This window comes from Bradyrhizobium sp. JYMT SZCCT0180, assembly GCF_018130165.1.
Lineage (GTDB): Bacteria > Pseudomonadota > Alphaproteobacteria > Rhizobiales > Xanthobacteraceae > Bradyrhizobium.
Window position 1 is genome coordinate 19,459 of record NZ_JAFCLZ010000031.1, and the last position, 16,447, is coordinate 35,905.

The following is a 16,447-nucleotide window of genomic DNA, read 5'->3' on the forward strand; positions in this document are numbered from 1 at the left end:
CAACCACGTGCAGGTAGAGACCCAGTAAGATCAGAACGCTGATAACGATGATCCCAATGAACAAGCGGCCCATTATTTCTCGCGCCGAACGCCTTTGAATTTCTTCGCGCTCTTCTTGACAGCCATGAACTGCCCGCCAACCTTGTTGCGCTTGGTGGAAGTCTTAGTGAGCGGGTTCTTCAGCTGCGTCCGTTTCTTCACTGCGCCCTTGCGAGCATTATCGCCTTTAGGTTTATTCACAGCCATGTCAGCCTCCCGTTTGGCCGTTAACGGGGAGGGGAATCCTTTGTTCCACCAACCGGCGTAGGGTGTATTCTTGACGAGGTAACAGTGTGGGGCGTTGCGTGAGTTTTCAGATCACGGTCCTGAAGGGTCTGGAGGGACACCCTGGCGGGTGTGCATCGCACACTGACGTCACGAGATCCGTTACTATCCTGATTTCCAGCGGCATGGATTGGTCGCAAAGGATGAAGCGCCTTGCCGCTCGTGCGCCAGACCTAGACATAATCATATTCTCTAGCGGTTACGTCATTCGAGATGCCACCAGAGGGTGGCAGATCGCCGACCTTGGCCGAGCTTTCCTGAAGTAGATCGACTCGCCGGCGCCAGATTCGGTGCTCAAGCCCGCGACCGCCCGTCGTTTCAGTTCCGCAAGACCTTTCAAATGTGGTCCAGCTGGTCGACCATCAGGGCAAGCACCGCCGGCGCGCCGCAGCCTAAAACTGCCCGGGTCGCGCAGGCCTTCGCGGGGATCACGATTTTCACCGCAGTCTCTTATCGGCTGCACCTATCCCGAGTACCTCGTTGAACCAATGCATCGGGCAATCGTTACTGGTGGCGACTAACCGGAGGAAAATCCATGCGCGCTCTTGTCATCGCCAGCCTTCTATTGGCCTCGTCGAGCCTGTCCTCCTTTGCCCAGGGCGAAGGGAAGCCGCCAATTTCTTCTCCACAAAGCGTGCCTACTCAACCCGCCCCATCCGACCAGAATGCCCAACAACCGCGAGATCAACGAACGGACCGAGGCCAATCTAAGAGCGAGGAGCGAGAAATGGGCCGGGACTGGCGGATGCGCCGGGGTGACGGCAACCGTATGAGTCGCGATGACCGTGAGATGGATCCGGATGTGCGACGCAGTGATCGCGACGAATATCGCGAGCGCGACATGGATCGGCGTCGATACAGTGATCGAGACGACCGTGACAATCGCGGCTGGGACCGTGCGGACCACCACCGTGACTATCGAAGCTACGACGATGATCGCCCTCGGCGGCGCGTGAAGATCTGCGTCGAATACGACAACGGCGACGAGTACTGCCGCTATCGGCAAGGACCATGAGGCGGTTCCGGCGCACACGTTCAAGATCCGAAAAGCAGCCTGCCGAACTGGGGCGCTTTGTCAGGTGCCGATGAGTTTGCGAGCCCTTGCGTCGGGAATGTTCTTTGCACACTCTGCTTAGCACTGGCTCAAGGCGCTGGTGGAGGTGCGGGTGCAGACCCGGCGTAGGTACTTGGGGGCCCAAGCGGGATTGGCGAAAAAATAGATGGCGCCGCCGCGAGGCACAAGCCAACGGCGCGCCCGTAAGTCGGGTGAGAATATTATCGACTTACTTGGACATTCCGCCCTTGTTCTGCTGACCGATGCCGTCCTTCGAGGCGCCGCCCGGCATCATGACCCCTTGTCATTGGCCATGCTGGGCTTATTCATGTCGGGCTGGGCGGCTGCGGTGGCGCCGGTGCCGGCCTTAAGACAGCTGACGCGGTTGCGAACCTGTATTTCCGATTGCGTCGACCTCACGATCGCTCAGGGCTTGTGCGGCGATAACAACTTCGAGGCGGTTACGGGCGTTAAGTTTTTGCATCAGAACTGTCATGTAATTTTTGACGGTCTTCTCGCTGATTTTTAGCGAGGTGGCGATCGCTTTGTTGGTAAAGCCCCGCAACAACAGGCGAACGATCTGGTCTTCGCGAATGCTGAATCTGACGGCCTCGGCCGCCACTCGCCGCAGCGACGCGTTTCGCAGTCCTGCGATGACCTGGCTCGCAAAGCTTTGTGTAATGTAAGTTTCGCCATGCCGAACCGCTTCAACAGCCTGGAGGAGCTCTTTCGCGTTGCTGCCTTTCAGTACATATCCGTTTGCGCCAGCATCGAGGGCGCGGATCGCGGTGTCGACGCCGGTTGCAGCAGTGAACGCAACTATCTTTGTGTTTGGAGCGAGCTTGATAGACGTTGCGATTGCCTCGTAGACGTCGCCCGCCATGCTTAAATCGACGATGATGACGTCTGGATGGAAACGCAAGGAAATGTCGATGATGTCTTTTGCCGTCGAACCCGTCGACAAAATTTCGAGACCCTGAGCGCGCGACAACAGCCCGACGATGCCTTCAATCATCAATGGGTGGTCGTCTACAACACCAATGGAAACTTTACTCATAATGGCCCCTGTAAAATCGACGCTACAATGACCGGCCGTTGCGGATGTTGCGAGTCGCCAGCTTTGGCCATTACCCGCAATAGAGAGGTACCTCTGGCGATCCGCTTTCACGCGCAATGTACAAAAGTGAACTTAGCAACAGGACGGCAATCTAATTCGGACGACTATGTTGTGCGGCAGCTGAACTACAGCGAATGATGCTGTCATCCGCAGGAACAATTCGACCTGCGCCCACTTGACTCATAAGCGGCCGTTTATCTTGCAGGATTCTCGATTTCATGCTGGACCTAACAGAAGACAAGATACGGACGCTGGCCTTTAAGTTGTGGAAAGATGCTGGCGAACCTAACGGTATGATGGAGACGTTCTGGTATCGAGCCGAGAGAGAGTTGTTGCAGCAGCGAAGCGACAAGCCGGCCGAAAATCTGGATTTGCGCTAACATCCTTTGGCAGGTGGGCACCCAGGGCTCGCAGCAAGGAAATGGGACTGGATTAGGTTCCACCAGGCCCGGCGCGCGAGACGACGACTTTCAAGACAAGGCGGGAATCGCATAGCGTAGTGCGGCACCGTACTCCGCAGGCGAAGCGCCTTGTTTGAGCAGCAAAAGTAGCTACCGCCGCAAGGATTCCAACCATCTTTGGGTTTAGAGAGTTCGTGGATGCGGACGGCCTGATTTCGTACGGAGCGAACTTCATCGACCCGTTTTTGCGCGTGCTGCTGAGTTTACCGACAAGAGTCTGCGTGGAGCGACGCCAGCTGACATGCCCATTCAGCAACCAGTAAAGTTTGACCTCGTCATCAATCTCAAATCAGCCAAGGCGCTCGGCTTGAATATCTCGGAGACTTTCCTTACCCGCGCCGATGAAGTGATTGAATACTGGGACCTTGATTTATCGACGGACCGGCAATCTCAGGGCTATCCAGCCCTTGCTCGGGCACACCAAATCGAAAGCGCGGTGAGATACCTCGGCATTGAGGTTGATGACGCGCCGGCAATAGCGGAACAAGTGGATGTCTGAAATAACCGGGCAGAGCGGACACACTCTGCCCGTCCTTCAGCCCCTTTGTGCCATTAGCAGACGACCGTTTCCCGCAAGTCCCTAGGTGGCTAGACAAACAAATCGGGCGTCAGATGGTGCTTGGCGCCCTTTGCGTGATCAACGGCGTCTTGCTCCGCGAGTGAAAGGCCAACCACGTGTGCTTCCGGGGCCAGTCCGTCATGTCGGATGTGCAGGCCATGTTCTGTCGAATCCGGTCCGTGGCCCACATGTAGCTCAAAGACATCCGAGGCTTTGGAGGCAACCATCTCCTTCTTGAAATGAAACGAATCTCCAAACGCTGGCGCAGCTGCCGTTTCTACCTGACCGGTGTCATCGGTCGGTTTATCCTTCCCTCCAGCGTTCAGGCCCGACCCTGAGTGTAGGTGGTTACCAGCGTTTGCGGGCACCGCGTGCGAGTCACGCTGCGATTGGCCGCGATCGACCTCGATCTCCGGTGTGGCGTCAAGCTTGGCATGCGCTGCGGAGCCGTCAGAAGCGTGTAAATCGTGCTGCGATTGCCCATGGAGCAAATCGTTTCCCTGTGGATCGTTCTTGGCATGCTGCTTGGCAGCTGCGGAGCCGTCAGAAGCGTGTAAATCGTGCTGCGATTGCCCATGATTCAAATCGCTTCCCTGTGGATCGTTCTTGGCATGCTGCTTGGCAGCTGCGGAGCCATCAGAAGCGTGTAAATCGCGCTGCGATTGCCCATGATTCAAATCGTTTCCCTGTGGATCGTTCTTGGCATGCTGCTTGGCAGCTGCGGAGCCGTCAGAAGCGTGTAAATCGCGCTGCGATTGCCCATGATTCAAATCGCTTCCCTGTGGATCATTCTTGGCATGCTGCTCGGCAGCTGCGGAGCCGTCAGAAGCGTGTAAATTGCGCTGCGATTGCTCATGACTGTGATGCTCACCCGCGCTTAATATTGCTTTGCCGTGTCCGAAATTCTGCGACGTGTCGGCCTTTGTTGTCTCGCCAAAACCGCCATGATCCATCGGATGCCCCGCGAGGGCGCTCACGGATTCTTTGGAGATCGTGTCAATGCGGTTGTCCGCCTCATTGGCGGATTTTGCATCGAGAGACCTATCCTTGCCATGGTCGCTGGCGCCATCCTCCCTTGCGTCTACACTGACAATCTGAAGTTCATCGCCGTCCATGGAGATGGTCTGGCTTCGGGGAGAATCGAAGGCGAATGACTGATCGTATTTTCCGAGACGTTGCCAAGCCAAGTCATCGAAACCGTCGTTGTTCGCATTGGCGGTGCCAGAGATGTTGAAGGCCACCAGTTCTTTGCTGCCGTTTGCAGCAGCTGATGTGGAGACCTCAGTCAGGCTATTGCCAAAATCGAATGCTTGCGCAGGTCTGCAGATGTGATCGAGCTCGTAAATCAGGACTCCGGCCGCCACCATCATGAAAGCGCTAGAGCTGCCCACGCTTAGCCTCGCTGAGTTGGCTGTCGTCAGCGTGACCGTACTGCTGGTGATATCGAAACTAGAATCGACGAGCTGGACGGCCGGTGTCGCCCTGCCATTCCCGGGATTGTCAACGCGGCCGGCTTTGAACGCGGCTCTGACCCCGACGCCCAAAGCACCGACCGATTTCCTGGGGGTGATAGTGATAGCTGCGACCTCGGCGGTGCCGTCGGCGACCATTACTGTGAAAGTACCGCCAAGCGTATCGTCGAGTTCGTTGGCGTTCGCGGCATGGCCGTCGTCCAGCGCTGCGATAATCAGAGCTGCAAGCACGCCGATCCCACCGGAAAGACGCGACAGGACAACCGCTGTGAGTTCCGACCGATTGCCGATCGGAAGCTTCTGAAATATGCGATCGAGGTCGGCCTTGACGGCGCCCGGGCTGACGTTAAGTTGGCGCGCAATCCCTTTGTTCGACAAGCCGTAGGCAACCAGACGCATAACTTTGCGTTCTTCGTTCGTCAGTGCTGCCAGAACATCCTCACCGATCGCTCCATTTTCTTCCTTGCTGGCCCGCGTCCGGTCGGGTCTTGGTGCCACCAGCCTCAGCGAGTTCAGCACCGTTTCGGGCTTCGCGCGCATTGAAATCGCGTTGCAAACACCCTCCGCAATTGCGTCTGCGACATCGCCACGTGCGACGGATGCGGTGTACAAGACTAACCGGGTAGAAAAATTTTCGGCATCGGCGACCGTAAGCAATTCAGTTGCCGTCACGTCAGAAAATCCGTCCTCTACAAGCACAACATCGGGGGTCAAATTCCGAATTGCTTCGAGGCAGCTAGTTCCATTGAGACAGGACGCAACGACCTCGAAATCGCGCTCCGCCGCCAACAGCGACGCAAAACCTTGCAGAACGATCGGGCGTCGATCTGCTATCACTAGTCGGATGCGACGCATGAGCGCTCCCCTCGCCGGCATTCGCTTTATCCCCCAAGCAACCCCGTCGCAGGTATCAACGGGCGTGCAGTGCGGCCAACCGCTCGCCATTGATGGGCCACCGAAGGAATGGCGTCCGCAGCAGCAAAATGCCACCATAGGATGAAAGCCAATATAGCTCAACGCGGAATCTACGTCCGCAGGGGTCACGAAGGACTTAAGCCAGCGCCCCGCCTCAAGTCAGCTTTGGGTCAAAACCTGACCTCGATGGAACGTCCGCTTTTGGCGCAAAGCGGTCATTCGCTGGTTTGCCCACGTCTGCTAAGTGCCATCAACGGAAGTGGGAAGTAGACTTCGGCCTCCAATGATTTAGTCAAAAGCTTCGCTAGTCCGTGGGGCGACTTCCTTATCGCGTGGCGATTAGCAAATCGTATCGGCCCGCCGGAAACAGGTGCGCGACGCGAAGACCGGCACTGGTCACGAGCTCGCAATAGGCCGCTTCGGTTCGTTCGCGGCCGCCGGGCCCGCGCAACATGTTGAGGTCGCCCAATGCCGTCGACGCGGACTTGCTGGAAGAATCTCGCGGCGGCAAGAAGCGCTCGGCGATGACGACGCGGCCCGCATCTATCAGCGCTGAACGGCAGTTGGCGAGCAGTACGGCGCAGTGTTCGTCGTCCCAATTGTGAAGCACGTTCTTCAGAAGGAGCGTGTCGAAGCCGGCAGGCAGGCCGGCAAAAAAAATCCGCGGTGAGGAAGCTTGCGCGCGACTGCATGCCGGCGGCGGTTATGGCCTGCCGGGCAGCGGCTTCGCATCGTTCCAGATCGAGGATACTGCCCGACGTTGTGGGACAGGCGCGGAGTATCTCGATGAGCAATGTTCCGGCGCCGCCGCCGACATCCAGAATTCTGCCTGCGCTGTTGAAATCGCCGGCTGCGATTAGATCACGCGCGACGAGGCGTGTCATGTTTGCCATCGCCGCGTCGAACACCGATGCGGCCTCGGGATCACGATGCATTTGTCCATATCGTCCGCCTTCGGCTCCCGCCAGCTCGGCCACCGTTCTGCCGCTCCGTACAGACTCGGAAAGCCCCATCCACGAACGCGACAGCATTTTTCCCTCGAACAGCGCCCAATTGCGCAGTGAATGCTTCGCGTCGTTGGCGAGGCATGCGCCCATATCCGTCAGTCGATAGCGGTTCGGGCCTGCCGATTGACAAATGCCGAGCGCCACCAGGGCGATTAGCAATCGATCGGTTGAAGGTGCGTGGGTCGAGCATTCATTGGCGACCTCGGTAGCGGTTCGTTCGCCGGCAGCGAGCGATTCGACCACCCCAAGCTCAACCGCAGTGTACAATGCGGCGGTGACGCGGTGTCCGCCGAGAAGGTCCAGCAAGCGATCCGCGAACACGATGCCATCCGACACGGCGTGCCTTCCGTCTATCTGACTGACTTCAGGTCGATCGACCTCGAGATTTCGACAACACGCGCCGCCTGCTGCTCTACGAGTCTCCTCAGCACGTCGGGGCCGCCACCGATCACTTGCTGGCCCGCCGCCTTTAGTTTTACGGTGATCACAGCGTCTGACAGCACCGCATTGACGTCGGCGATGACTCGCTCGCGGATGCTGGCCGGCATGTCGTTTCCCACAAACAAGCCCGCGCCGCCTATAAACGAGAGTTCGTCGTAGCCTGCCTCAGCCGCGCTGGGGACCTCTGGCAGTATCGTCGTGCGTTGCGGCTCGGTGGTCGCAACAAAGCGCGCTTTTCCGGCAGCGACCGCGGGCATCGACGTCGGAATGGCCGCGACGAAGGCATGGATGCGACCTTCCCCGAGATCGGCTTGTGGTTGGGAGGCGTCACGATAGCCGACATAGTTCATTTCGAGACCGCGTTGCTTCAGGAAAATCGTGAACACATAGCGCGGCAACGTTGGGCTGGAAGCCCATGCGAATTCGCCCGGTCGCGAACGGATGAGGGCTTCAAGTTCGGAAAGTGTTTTCACCGCAAGACTACTCGTGACGGATACGGCGACAACCACCGACACCGTAGGGACGAGTGGGACCAGGTCGGTTTGCGGATTGAACGGCAGGTTGTCTGCTGTGAGCGGCAGGACGGAGACCGTCCCGAACGTAGTGTAGAGCAGCGCGTGCTGATCGCGCGCGGAGACAAATGCACTTGTGCCAATGATCGTCTCCCCACCGGGCTTGTTCTCGATCACAACCGATTGTCCCCAGCGTCTGGCCAACCCATCGCCGATGATGCGCGCTGCGACGTCGATTGCGCCTCCGGCTGGAAAGGGGACGACGATCCGAACGGTACGCTGCGGCCAGCTTTCGGCGACCGCGAACCTTGATCCGCCAACAATGACGAAGACGAGAATGAGCGGGGACACGACTTTTCGAAGCCAACAGAGCATGGGAGCATCCTCATACAGCTACTGGTGATCTCTTCTTTCGGCCCGTGCCAGGGCGGGCAAGCACTTCGTTCGCGTTGATCACGCGGATCAGCATTTGGATGAAAAAGTCGCGCTCGGCGGCGCTTAAGCCCGAGAGGAGTTTGTCCTGGCCGCGGCGCACGATCGGCGCGAGGTGTTGGTGAAGCGCCTCGCCACGCGGCGTCAAACGCAGCTGGCGAACGCGGCGGTCCGTCTCACTGACGCGGCGAACCAGCAGGCCTTTCGCTTCGAGTTGATCCACGAGTAGTCCGGCATTGGTGCGATCGATGCCAACGCGCGCAGCAAGTCCTACCTGATCGACGTCGGGCTCCCCCCACACATAGGCGAGCACCCCATACTGAAGCGGTGTGAGTTCGTTGCCTTCAAGCGACTCCGCCATCGCCGTCGTGCAAATCTGCTGAAACCGCCGGGCCAGAGGCATCGGCGCGAGCCGCACCGGAATTTGTGTCCGTTTTTCGGTGGGACTGGGCGCGCGTGTCATGTCGAGCTATAATCAAATATTTTATCATCATATATTTGATTATATCTCGCGTCAAGGAGGGATAGCCGGAATGTGGAGGAGAGTGTGAACAACGCTTGCCAGCGCGGAGTCTCCGCTTTGGGTCATCAAAAGCTGACGGGAAGGTCCGCTCCTGGCGCAAAGCGGCCAGTCGCCCAGACAAGGTCCGGAAATCGCAATCGCGTCGTTCTGACCAGCCGCCGGTCACTTCCAATCTACCCGATGGAAGGGCAGCCGGTCGGCATATCTCAATAGGTGCCAAGGGCCTGCGTTCAGTAAGTTCGACTTACAGCAGGTCTGAGACGTGCCGACCAGGCGGACGATGTCCGGTCTCAGGGGAAGATCGGAAGTCGCCGGTCCTTTGTCAAAGTGACGCGTTTGACCCAATTCCAACATCCGGCAGGCTTTGCATTCTATGAATTATTATTGGCCCTCTCTATGATTGATCAACTCGGATCGCCTTGAACTGCTGGTTAAGGGAGATGGCCATGAAGCGCATTCTCGTACGACTAGTCCCATTGACCATTGTTGCGGCATCAATCGTTCCAGGTGCCGGCCACGCTCAAACCCCTCTCGCCTGCGAATCTTTGGCGGGGTTAAAGATCGACAACGTCAACTTGCTTTCGGCGACTAAAGTCACTCAGTCTACGGACCTGCCTTCACACTGCCGCGTACTGGGTGTCGTGCGCCCCGCGATTAATTTTGATATTCGCTTGCCCGCCCAGAACTGGAATGGGAAGTTCTTCATGGCAGGCTGTGGCGGCTTCTGCGGCACACTCGACAGCGACCGGGTCGGCTTCACCAATGCGATGAACTATGCGCTGCGGCGCAACTATGCCGTTTCAACGATGGATGCCGGTCACTGGGGTCTCTCAGTGCTGGACGGACGCTGGGCTTACAACAATCGTATTGCCGAGATCGACTGGGGCAGCCGCGCCGTTACAGAGACGGCGAAAGTTACAAAGGCGATTATCCGCGCCTTCTATGACGAACCGCAAAAGAAGTCCTATTTCGCCGGCTGCTCGACCGGAGGTCGAATGGCGGCGCTGGAAGCCCAACGCTATCCTGACGATTTTGACGGGATCATTAGCGGCGCTCCGGCGCTCGATTACACCGGCCTCGTTGCGACGCACTTTGCCTGGCTGGTGCAAGCCAACACAGGCCCCGACGGCAGGATATTCTGACCAAAGCCAAGGTTCCGTTGATCCGTGACGCGGTCGCTAACCAGTGCGGCGATGCAACCGGTCTCGTCGTCGATCCTGCCGCATGCTCCTTCAAACCCGCGAGTCTGATCTGCAAGGCAGGGCAGAACTCGGAATGCCTGAGCGCGGCCGAAGCGGCGGTCCTCGAGAAGTGGTACGCTGGCCCCAAGAACTCCCGAGGCGAGCAGTTGTACCCGGGCGGTCTGCCGAAGGGCTCGGAACCCTACTGGCCTTTGTGGGTGACAGGGCTTGAGCCTGCCGGGGGCAAGTTGATCTACAGCTTTGGTCTCGACTTCCTGCGCTACATGGCGTTTCAGGACGATCCAGGCGAGCGCTACCGTGCCGCCGATTTCGATTTCGAAAAGGATCCGCCGCGTCTCGCTTTCATGGCTGCGATCTACAATGCAATGAACCCTGATCTATCGAGGTTTAAGGCGCGTGGCGGCAAGCTGTTGATGTATCACGGGCTCGCCGATCCGATCGTCACGCCGCAAAACACGCTCGACTATTACGCGACCGCCGAGAAGGCCGCAGGCGGAAGCGTTGCTGACCACTTTCGCCTTTTCATGATTCCGGGCATGGATCACTGTGGTATTCCCGCGCAAGCCGGTCCGGGCATCACCGAGGCGGGGTTCGATCCGCTAAGTGCGCTTGAAAAATGGGCGGAAGACGGTGTTGCACCGGATAGCATGCTTGCAACCAAGACCGACAAGGATGGCAAGGTTTTGTGGACGCGCCCGTTATGCGCGTTTCCAAAGAAGGCAACGTACTCGGGAACGGGAGAAATCAAAGATGCCGAAAGCTTTCGTTGCGAATGACTATCTATCTTTCTTTGAGAAGTCTTCGTGTCGTTGCCTTCCCATGGCCGCTGTTGGCACCTTTGAAACATGCCTGCCTATCCTGAGAATGTCCGTTCACCGGGGTAGACCGGAAGTGCCGTGGTCCGGCTAAAACCGACGCGAATGACCCATCACGGACATGGGACCATTGGCTTTGACTGCATTGTTTGTGCGACATCGTAGCCAATATGAAGGTCTTTTGGATGGGCGTGGGATCCTGTAATCTTCTTTAAAGCTGTTTTTCGAGACGGGACGGGCCGACGTCTCCGTCTTCGAGACGATTGGCACCGGGAAATGCCGTCGGCGGGCATCGCACGCTCAATAAAACCGACCATCTTTTTTTTGCTGGTTTATCAAGAGCATTCGCCGTGCGCATGGGCAGGCGAAATGCTTAATTTGACCGCAACGAGGGAGGGCTGCTCATGGTTGGAAAAACTCATCCCGAACCAGGCGATCCGGCGGCGGGCAATGGAATTCTAAGCCGCCGCATCTTTCTTGAAGGCGCGCTCGTTGCCGGTGCGACCAGCGCGGGCCTGTCCCGCGGATCGGCAGAACCGCTTACGGTGCAGCCATGGATGAAGGTGCCGGGTCCGGGATTTGGGGGCTACGGCCAGCCTTCACCGTTCGAGAGCAAGGTCATCAAAGTCTTTCCGCCGCCCCCCAACCCGGCCGGTGTCGGCGCGTCACGCACGCCGCTGCATATGCTCGAAGGAATGATCACGCCATCCGGGCTGCATTTCGAGCGTAGCCATTCCGGCGTCCCAGAAATCGATCCCGATCAACACCGACTGGTGATCCATGGACTTGTGAAGCGCCCGCTTGTGTTTACGGTCGAAGCGCTGTCGCGCTATCCGATGCAATCGCGCATCGCCTTCATCGAGTGTGGCGGCAACAGCCAGGCGCTCAACGCGCCTCAGGCGCAGCCGCTCAATGTGGCGGCTATTCACGGCCTGCTGGGTTGCTCGGAATGGACCGGCGTACGGCTCTCCACGTTGCTCGATGAAGCTGGCATCGAACCTCAGGCGCGCTGGGTGATCGCCGAGGGCGCAGATGCTGCCGCCATGAGCCGCAGCATCCCACTCGCCAAGGCGATGGATGATGCGCTGCTCTGTCTCTATCAGAACGGCGAGCGAGTGCGGCCTTCGAATGGCTATCCGGTGCGGTTGCTGCTGCCTGGGTTCGAAGGCAACATGAACGTGAAGTGGCTGCGCCGGCTCAAGTTGACTGCCGACCCCGCGATGACCAAAGACGAAACATCGAAATACACGATCCTGCTCAAGGATGAAAAGGCCTGGCAGTTCGTATTCCCGATGGAAGTGAAATCCGTTATCACGCGTCCGTCGCCGGGACTCACGCTGAGGGGACCGGGATTTTACGAGATTTCCGGGCAGGCTTGGTCGGGCAACGGCAGCATCCGACAAGTCGACGTGTCGGCCGACGGCGGACGAAGCTGGGCGCCGGCTGCTTTGCAGGGCCCGATCCTGCCAAAGGCGCCGGTGCGCTTCCGCGCAGCATGGCAATGGAACGGCGGTCCCGCCGTGCTGCAGAGTCGCGCCACCGACGACACGGGCATGATGCAGCCAACGCGCGCGCAGTTCGGCGACGAGCGCGGCTTGCGTGGGGTCTACCACTACAACGCCATCGCAAGCTGGCGCATCGACGAGAAGGGGGAGGCTAGCAATGTTTACGTCTAAATCCGTTGCAGTCTGCGTATCGCTGACTAGCGGATCGGCCGCTCTGGCCCAATCCCCGCAGTTCGGGCAATCGATCGAGCCCGCCGACATCGCAGCGTGGGACATCAGCATCGGACCGGATGGCGCAGGTCTGCCGCCTGGTCGTGGCACCGCCATCGAGGGAGAAGCCATCTACGTAGCGAAATGCCAGGCTTGTCACGGCGATAGGGGAATCGGGCCTAGTGTCGTGCTCGCTGGAGCGCTCGTCGGCGGCATGGGCACACTGGCACCGGACAAAACACCGATAAAGACTGTGGGAAGTTACTGGCCCTACGCAACAACACTGTTCGACTATGTACGTCGCGCAATGCCATTCCAAGAGTCGAAATCGCTTACCGCGGACGAAGTCTACGCGGTAACGGCCTATATCCTCGATCTCAACGGGATCGTCGGGTCGAACGATGTGATCGATGCGCAGTCGCTGCCCAAGGTGAGAATGCCGAACCGGGACGGGTTTATCCCGTTCCCGCGCAATCCGAAGTAGCTTCGGGGCCGGCCGTTGGTCCGCTTGGCACTTTCCGGACGTGGAAGTACTGCCTGACGATGTCCGTTTAATGGGTTTGACGCAGACTTCGCACTTGTGTGAAGCGAGGTCTGAAAATGAGCTAAAGCGGACATTATGCCCGCAAGGGTGGTCTCGCGCCCCCGTGCCCCGTTAAAGCCCAATTTATGCGCCGCAGCGAGAGCTGCGCCACTTTCGGACGAAGCGGTAGAGTTATACAGAATTCGGCAGACAGCCAGTCCAAAAGCCAAACAGCCAGGATGCGTCATCTCGACCAATAGTCCACGCCAGTGGAAAGAAGGAGACTGACCGTGCCCACCGTGTGGAGGGTCCGCATGTGTGGGCACCACAAAGGGAGGCGCAAAATGAGATCCGATTTAAGATTATCGGCTGCAACTTTGCTGCCGGGCATAGTCGCGGCAGCGCTGTTGGCAGCGCCCGCGCGCGCCGATGTAGTCACCGATTGGAACGTCATCACCAATGATCTGGTGGCGAACGACGTCGGCAACAATCCCAAACTCCGCACCTTGGCCATGGTGCATGTCGCCATGTCCGACGCGATCAACACGGTTCAGAATCGTTACACGCGCGTGGTCGCAACGCTTCCGGCCGCACCAAGCGCATCCGCAGAAGCCGCGGCCGCGGCGGCCGCGCAGCAGATCCTCACCCAGGTCTATCCTCAGCAGAAATCCAAGATCGAAGAGGGCTACGCGGCATCACTCAAGGCGATCCCAGAGGGGCCCGCAAAGACCGAAGGCATCAAGCTGGGTATGGAGGTGGCCGCCGCGGTCCAGGCCGACCGCGCCAACGACGGCACCAACGCTCCCGACGCTTACAGGCCGCACGCTGCTCCCGGGGCCTACGTGCCGACGTCACTGCCGGCGTGGGAGCAATATGCGCGCGCGAAGCCATGGGTGCTCAACGGCGCCGACCAGTTCCGGCCCGGCCCGCCGCCGACGCTGTCGAGCGCAGAGTGGGCCCGCGACTACAACGAGGTGAAGAGCCTCGGCGGCACCAAGAGCACGGCGCGCACTCCCGAGCAGACCGAAGCGGTAACATTTTGGGGCAACGTCAATTTCGGCCCTGCGCTGCAAGCGGCGGCGCGCGAGCTTGCGAAGACAAAGGAAATGCCGCTCGCTGAATGTGCGCGCCTGTTCGCGCTGCTCAACATGGGTCTGGCGAACGCCTACGTTCTCAATTGGGAGGCGAAGTACTACTACAATTTCTGGCGGCCCGTCACCGCTATCCGCAATGGCGACCAGGACGGCAACGATGCGACCGAGCGGGATGCCGGCTGGACATCGTTCAATCCGACGCCGATGCATCCTGAATACCCGTCGCAGGCGACCTACAACGCCACCACAGCGGTGGCGGTCCTGGAATCGGTTTTCGGGCCGGTGAAGGCCATTCCGTTCACGGCGACCGATGTGCGGGATCCGAAGCGGACCAGGCAGTTCGCCAGCCTGGCCGATATGGCCGAGGAGCAGAAGAATGTCCGCGTCTGGGGTGGCGTGCACTATCGATTCGCGATCCGCGCCAGCGAGGATGTAGCCCCAAAGGCCACGGCCTACCTGATCGAGAATACGCTCAAGCCGGCACGCTAATGCCGTAGCCAAAACGTAATACCCCGGGCTCGTGATGCGAGTCCGGTTATTCATCAAAATCCGAACTTTGTAGTTGCGATTGCCGCTACAGAAGAGGTCGCCTCTGCGCGGGCGCGAGGGCGCCGGGGCTGATCGTGCCGCAAGCACTTTTGGTGTCTGCGAACGAGGTCATCGATAAGGGCAGGGACGGTCTGTCGACGAAGCGCTGCGCCTCGTCGGTTGCGAGCATGTCCGCTTCGGGCGCCTTTGCGACATGCCGACAACCTTTGGTCCGCTGTTGAGGGCAAAGCCGACTTCCCGAAGGCCCGCCTGGACTTCTCAGTTTGACCCGGAACGGACCTCGTCGAGGGGCGCGTTCTCGAAGCGTACAAATTTCTTGATCCGTTCCCATATCTCCTCAGGTGTTGGCCCCTTTCCATTCCGTTCGATGGCTAGTGGCCCCTTTACAACTTTAGCAGTGGCTCCTTTTGAATCGGGAACCGCGTCGGGGGAATGAGAGTTTTGGGATGGGGCGACGGAGGTTCCCATGTCGGAGCGACGGCACATTGAACACGATCACCCCCCTTTGGACGAGCGGTTAGCCCTAGAGGCAATCAAACTTAATCCGCCAAAAGTCTGAAGCCGGGATCGAAGCGGCAGACGCTTCTACGCAAAGCCCGCGAGGCAGAAACCGCCGCCAGCATTACCGCCTGGATTTCGTCACCCGGACTGAAGCCGCCAGAATAGGGAGGCAGCGCAGTGATTAAGTCGATAGGGTGCTTCGTATGCGATGAAACGCGGTGCGTCTGTGACGCCCACCCTGACCGGCCATGGTCAGGGAAATATGCGTGCGGTTGCGGTGCCACCGCCATGGCCTGTCCCTCATGCAGCAGGTTCATTCCGCTGCCACAACTCAACAAGGGATTTGAAGTAAAGGTACAAAGTTAACTTGTTCTCGATTTTACCCAGCCCTACTTTCCAGCACCGATTCACGGGCTGGTATGACATGCAGCACATTTACCGCGCTTTCCTGATCAGTTCGGACCACCATATCGTTGATCGCGTTGAGATCGAATTCGATGGTGATGACACCGCCAAAGAGCGCGCCAAGCGGCTCGTTGACGGCCATGATGTAGAGCTGTGGGACGGAACGCGGAAGATCGCGAAGTTCACGAACAAGAATTAAGGCCGCCTCAGGTGGGCACTGTGTCCCGATTTCATCAGTCCGTAATTTTACCGTCACGAACCTTTCCCAGGTTCCCGCAGTTGAATAGGTTGGGCGCTGGGGTAGCAATGGGTGGCGTAATAATGACAAGGCACACTCAGTTGGCAGTGACACCACGCGACCGCTTTTTTGAAGCGGCACAAAAGGAACTTGCGGCTTTCGAGCAGCGCGAGCACGAGTTTTCCAAGAAGGAACGGAAAGAACGGGCTGCCGAATTGCAGATGCCCATCGAGAGGGTCGGACTTCAAAGCTAGGCGGGGGCCTAGATCGCAAGGCAAAGAGGCCGCCAGATGAGGCGGCCTCTTTCATTATCGATGCCAACCCGCTCCGTGGCATAACGGTCGGGCTTGCCGTAGACCTCCATCGCTCCGCGGGTGAGCCCTAGCATGGCAAGTGAAATGGCCGCGAATGCGAAATGATGATGGAGCATAACACTGAAGAAGCGCGTTATCAGGATCTGGTAGGAAAGTGTCGCGAACGCCAGCACAAAGACTGCCAGATAATAGCGACCGGGAATCTTGGATATGGATTGCAACACGCTGCCCTCTTAGTGGAGCCCTGATGGGCTCTATTGGGCACGCTTTGACC

At 58.7% G+C, this 16,447-nt stretch carries 14 protein-coding genes and 3 pseudogenes; 9 read left to right on the forward strand and 8 right to left on the reverse strand.

Annotation, left to right across the window (positions count from 1 at the left end):
- Positions 1–72 precede the first annotated feature (72 nt).
- Entirely contained in the window at positions 73–246 is a 174-nt protein-coding gene (locus tag JQ641_RS33670) for a hypothetical protein (RefSeq protein WP_212000694.1), read from the reverse strand.
- Between the two features lie 613 nt (positions 247–859).
- Here JQ641_RS33670 and JQ641_RS33675 point away from each other — a divergent pair.
- The gene (locus JQ641_RS33675; protein ID WP_212000696.1) at positions 860–1,339 is read left to right on the forward strand and encodes a hypothetical protein; all 480 of its coding nucleotides are present in this window, start codon (positions 860–862) and stop codon (positions 1,337–1,339) included.
- A gap of 406 nt (positions 1,340–1,745) precedes the next feature.
- Here JQ641_RS33675 and JQ641_RS33680 read toward each other — a convergent pair whose 3' ends face one another.
- A complete protein-coding gene (locus tag JQ641_RS33680; RefSeq protein ID WP_212000698.1) occupies positions 1,746–2,435 on the reverse strand; it encodes a response regulator in 690 nt (229 codons plus the stop codon).
- Between the two features lie 278 nt (positions 2,436–2,713).
- Here JQ641_RS33680 and JQ641_RS33685 point away from each other — a divergent pair, with 278 nt between their 5' ends.
- From JQ641_RS33685 to JQ641_RS38245, 3 genes and pseudogenes are all read left to right on the forward strand, one after another.
- Positions 2,714–2,875 carry a DUF2934 domain-containing protein gene (locus JQ641_RS33685; protein ID WP_212000700.1) on the forward strand — a complete coding sequence of 54 codons (162 nt, stop codon included), beginning with the start codon at positions 2,714–2,716 and terminating at the stop codon, positions 2,873–2,875.
- Between the two features lie 283 nt (positions 2,876–3,158).
- Positions 3,159–3,296: pseudogene (locus JQ641_RS38560) on the forward strand (ABC transporter substrate binding protein); the annotation flags it as partial.
- 22 nt (positions 3,297–3,318) lie between these two features.
- Positions 3,319–3,455: pseudogene (locus JQ641_RS38245) on the forward strand (tyrosine-type recombinase/integrase); the annotation flags it as partial.
- 89 nt (positions 3,456–3,544) lie between these two features.
- On the opposite strand, the gene JQ641_RS33695 reads toward JQ641_RS38245, so the two are convergent.
- From JQ641_RS33695 to JQ641_RS33710, 4 genes are all read right to left on the reverse strand, one after another.
- Positions 3,545–5,842: a response regulator transcription factor gene (locus JQ641_RS33695; protein ID WP_212000702.1), complete on the reverse strand. Its 2,298-nt coding sequence runs from the start codon at positions 5,840–5,842 to the stop codon at positions 3,545–3,547.
- Positions 5,843–6,117: 275 nt separating this feature from the next.
- The gene (locus JQ641_RS33700; protein WP_212000705.1) at positions 6,118–7,245 is read right to left on the reverse strand and encodes a methyltransferase; all 1,128 of its coding nucleotides are present in this window, start codon (positions 7,243–7,245) and stop codon (positions 6,118–6,120) included.
- 14 nt (positions 7,246–7,259) lie between these two features.
- Positions 7,260–8,213 carry a Bug family tripartite tricarboxylate transporter substrate binding protein gene (locus JQ641_RS33705; RefSeq protein WP_212000713.1) on the reverse strand — a complete coding sequence of 318 codons (954 nt, stop codon included), beginning with the start codon at positions 8,211–8,213 and terminating at the stop codon, positions 7,260–7,262.
- A 34-nt stretch (positions 8,214–8,247) separates the two neighbouring features.
- Entirely contained in the window at positions 8,248–8,757 is a 510-nt protein-coding gene (locus tag JQ641_RS33710; RefSeq protein ID WP_212000716.1) for a MarR family winged helix-turn-helix transcriptional regulator, read from the reverse strand.
- Between the two features lie 506 nt (positions 8,758–9,263).
- On the opposite strand from JQ641_RS33710, the pseudogene JQ641_RS38250 reads away from it, so the two are divergent.
- The 4 genes and pseudogenes from JQ641_RS38250 to JQ641_RS33735 all read left to right on the forward strand — a co-directional run bounded on the left by JQ641_RS38250 (position 9,264) and on the right by JQ641_RS33735 (position 14,655).
- A pseudogene (locus JQ641_RS38250) lies at positions 9,264–10,795 on the forward strand (tannase/feruloyl esterase family alpha/beta hydrolase).
- Positions 10,796–11,238: 443 nt separating this feature from the next.
- Positions 11,239–12,510, forward strand: coding sequence for a sulfite dehydrogenase (gene soxC, locus JQ641_RS33725; protein ID WP_212000720.1), 1,272 nt, complete (start codon positions 11,239–11,241; stop codon positions 12,508–12,510).
- Positions 12,497–13,033, forward strand: coding sequence for a c-type cytochrome (locus tag JQ641_RS33730; protein WP_212000722.1), 537 nt, complete (start codon positions 12,497–12,499; stop codon positions 13,031–13,033). Before soxC ends, JQ641_RS33730 begins: the two co-directional genes overlap by 14 nt.
- A gap of 383 nt (positions 13,034–13,416) precedes the next feature.
- On the forward strand, positions 13,417–14,655 hold the full coding sequence (locus JQ641_RS33735; RefSeq protein WP_212000725.1) for a vanadium-dependent haloperoxidase: 1,239 nt from the start codon (positions 13,417–13,419) through the stop codon (positions 14,653–14,655).
- 940 nt (positions 14,656–15,595) lie between these two features.
- On the opposite strand, the gene JQ641_RS33740 is transcribed toward JQ641_RS33735, so the two are convergent.
- Positions 15,596–15,877, reverse strand: a complete 282-nt coding sequence (locus JQ641_RS33740; RefSeq protein WP_212000727.1) for a hypothetical protein — start codon at positions 15,875–15,877, stop codon at positions 15,596–15,598.
- Positions 15,878–15,942: 65 nt separating this feature from the next.
- Here JQ641_RS33740 and JQ641_RS33745 point away from each other — a divergent pair, with 65 nt between their 5' ends.
- Positions 15,943–16,113: a hypothetical protein gene (locus JQ641_RS33745; RefSeq protein ID WP_212000729.1), complete on the forward strand. Its 171-nt coding sequence runs from the start codon at positions 15,943–15,945 to the stop codon at positions 16,111–16,113.
- Positions 16,114–16,121: 8 nt separating this feature from the next.
- On the opposite strand, the gene JQ641_RS33750 is transcribed toward JQ641_RS33745, so the two are convergent.
- A complete protein-coding gene (locus JQ641_RS33750) occupies positions 16,122–16,397 on the reverse strand; it encodes a hypothetical protein (protein ID WP_212000731.1) in 276 nt (91 codons plus the stop codon).
- Positions 16,398–16,447 lie beyond the last annotated feature (50 nt).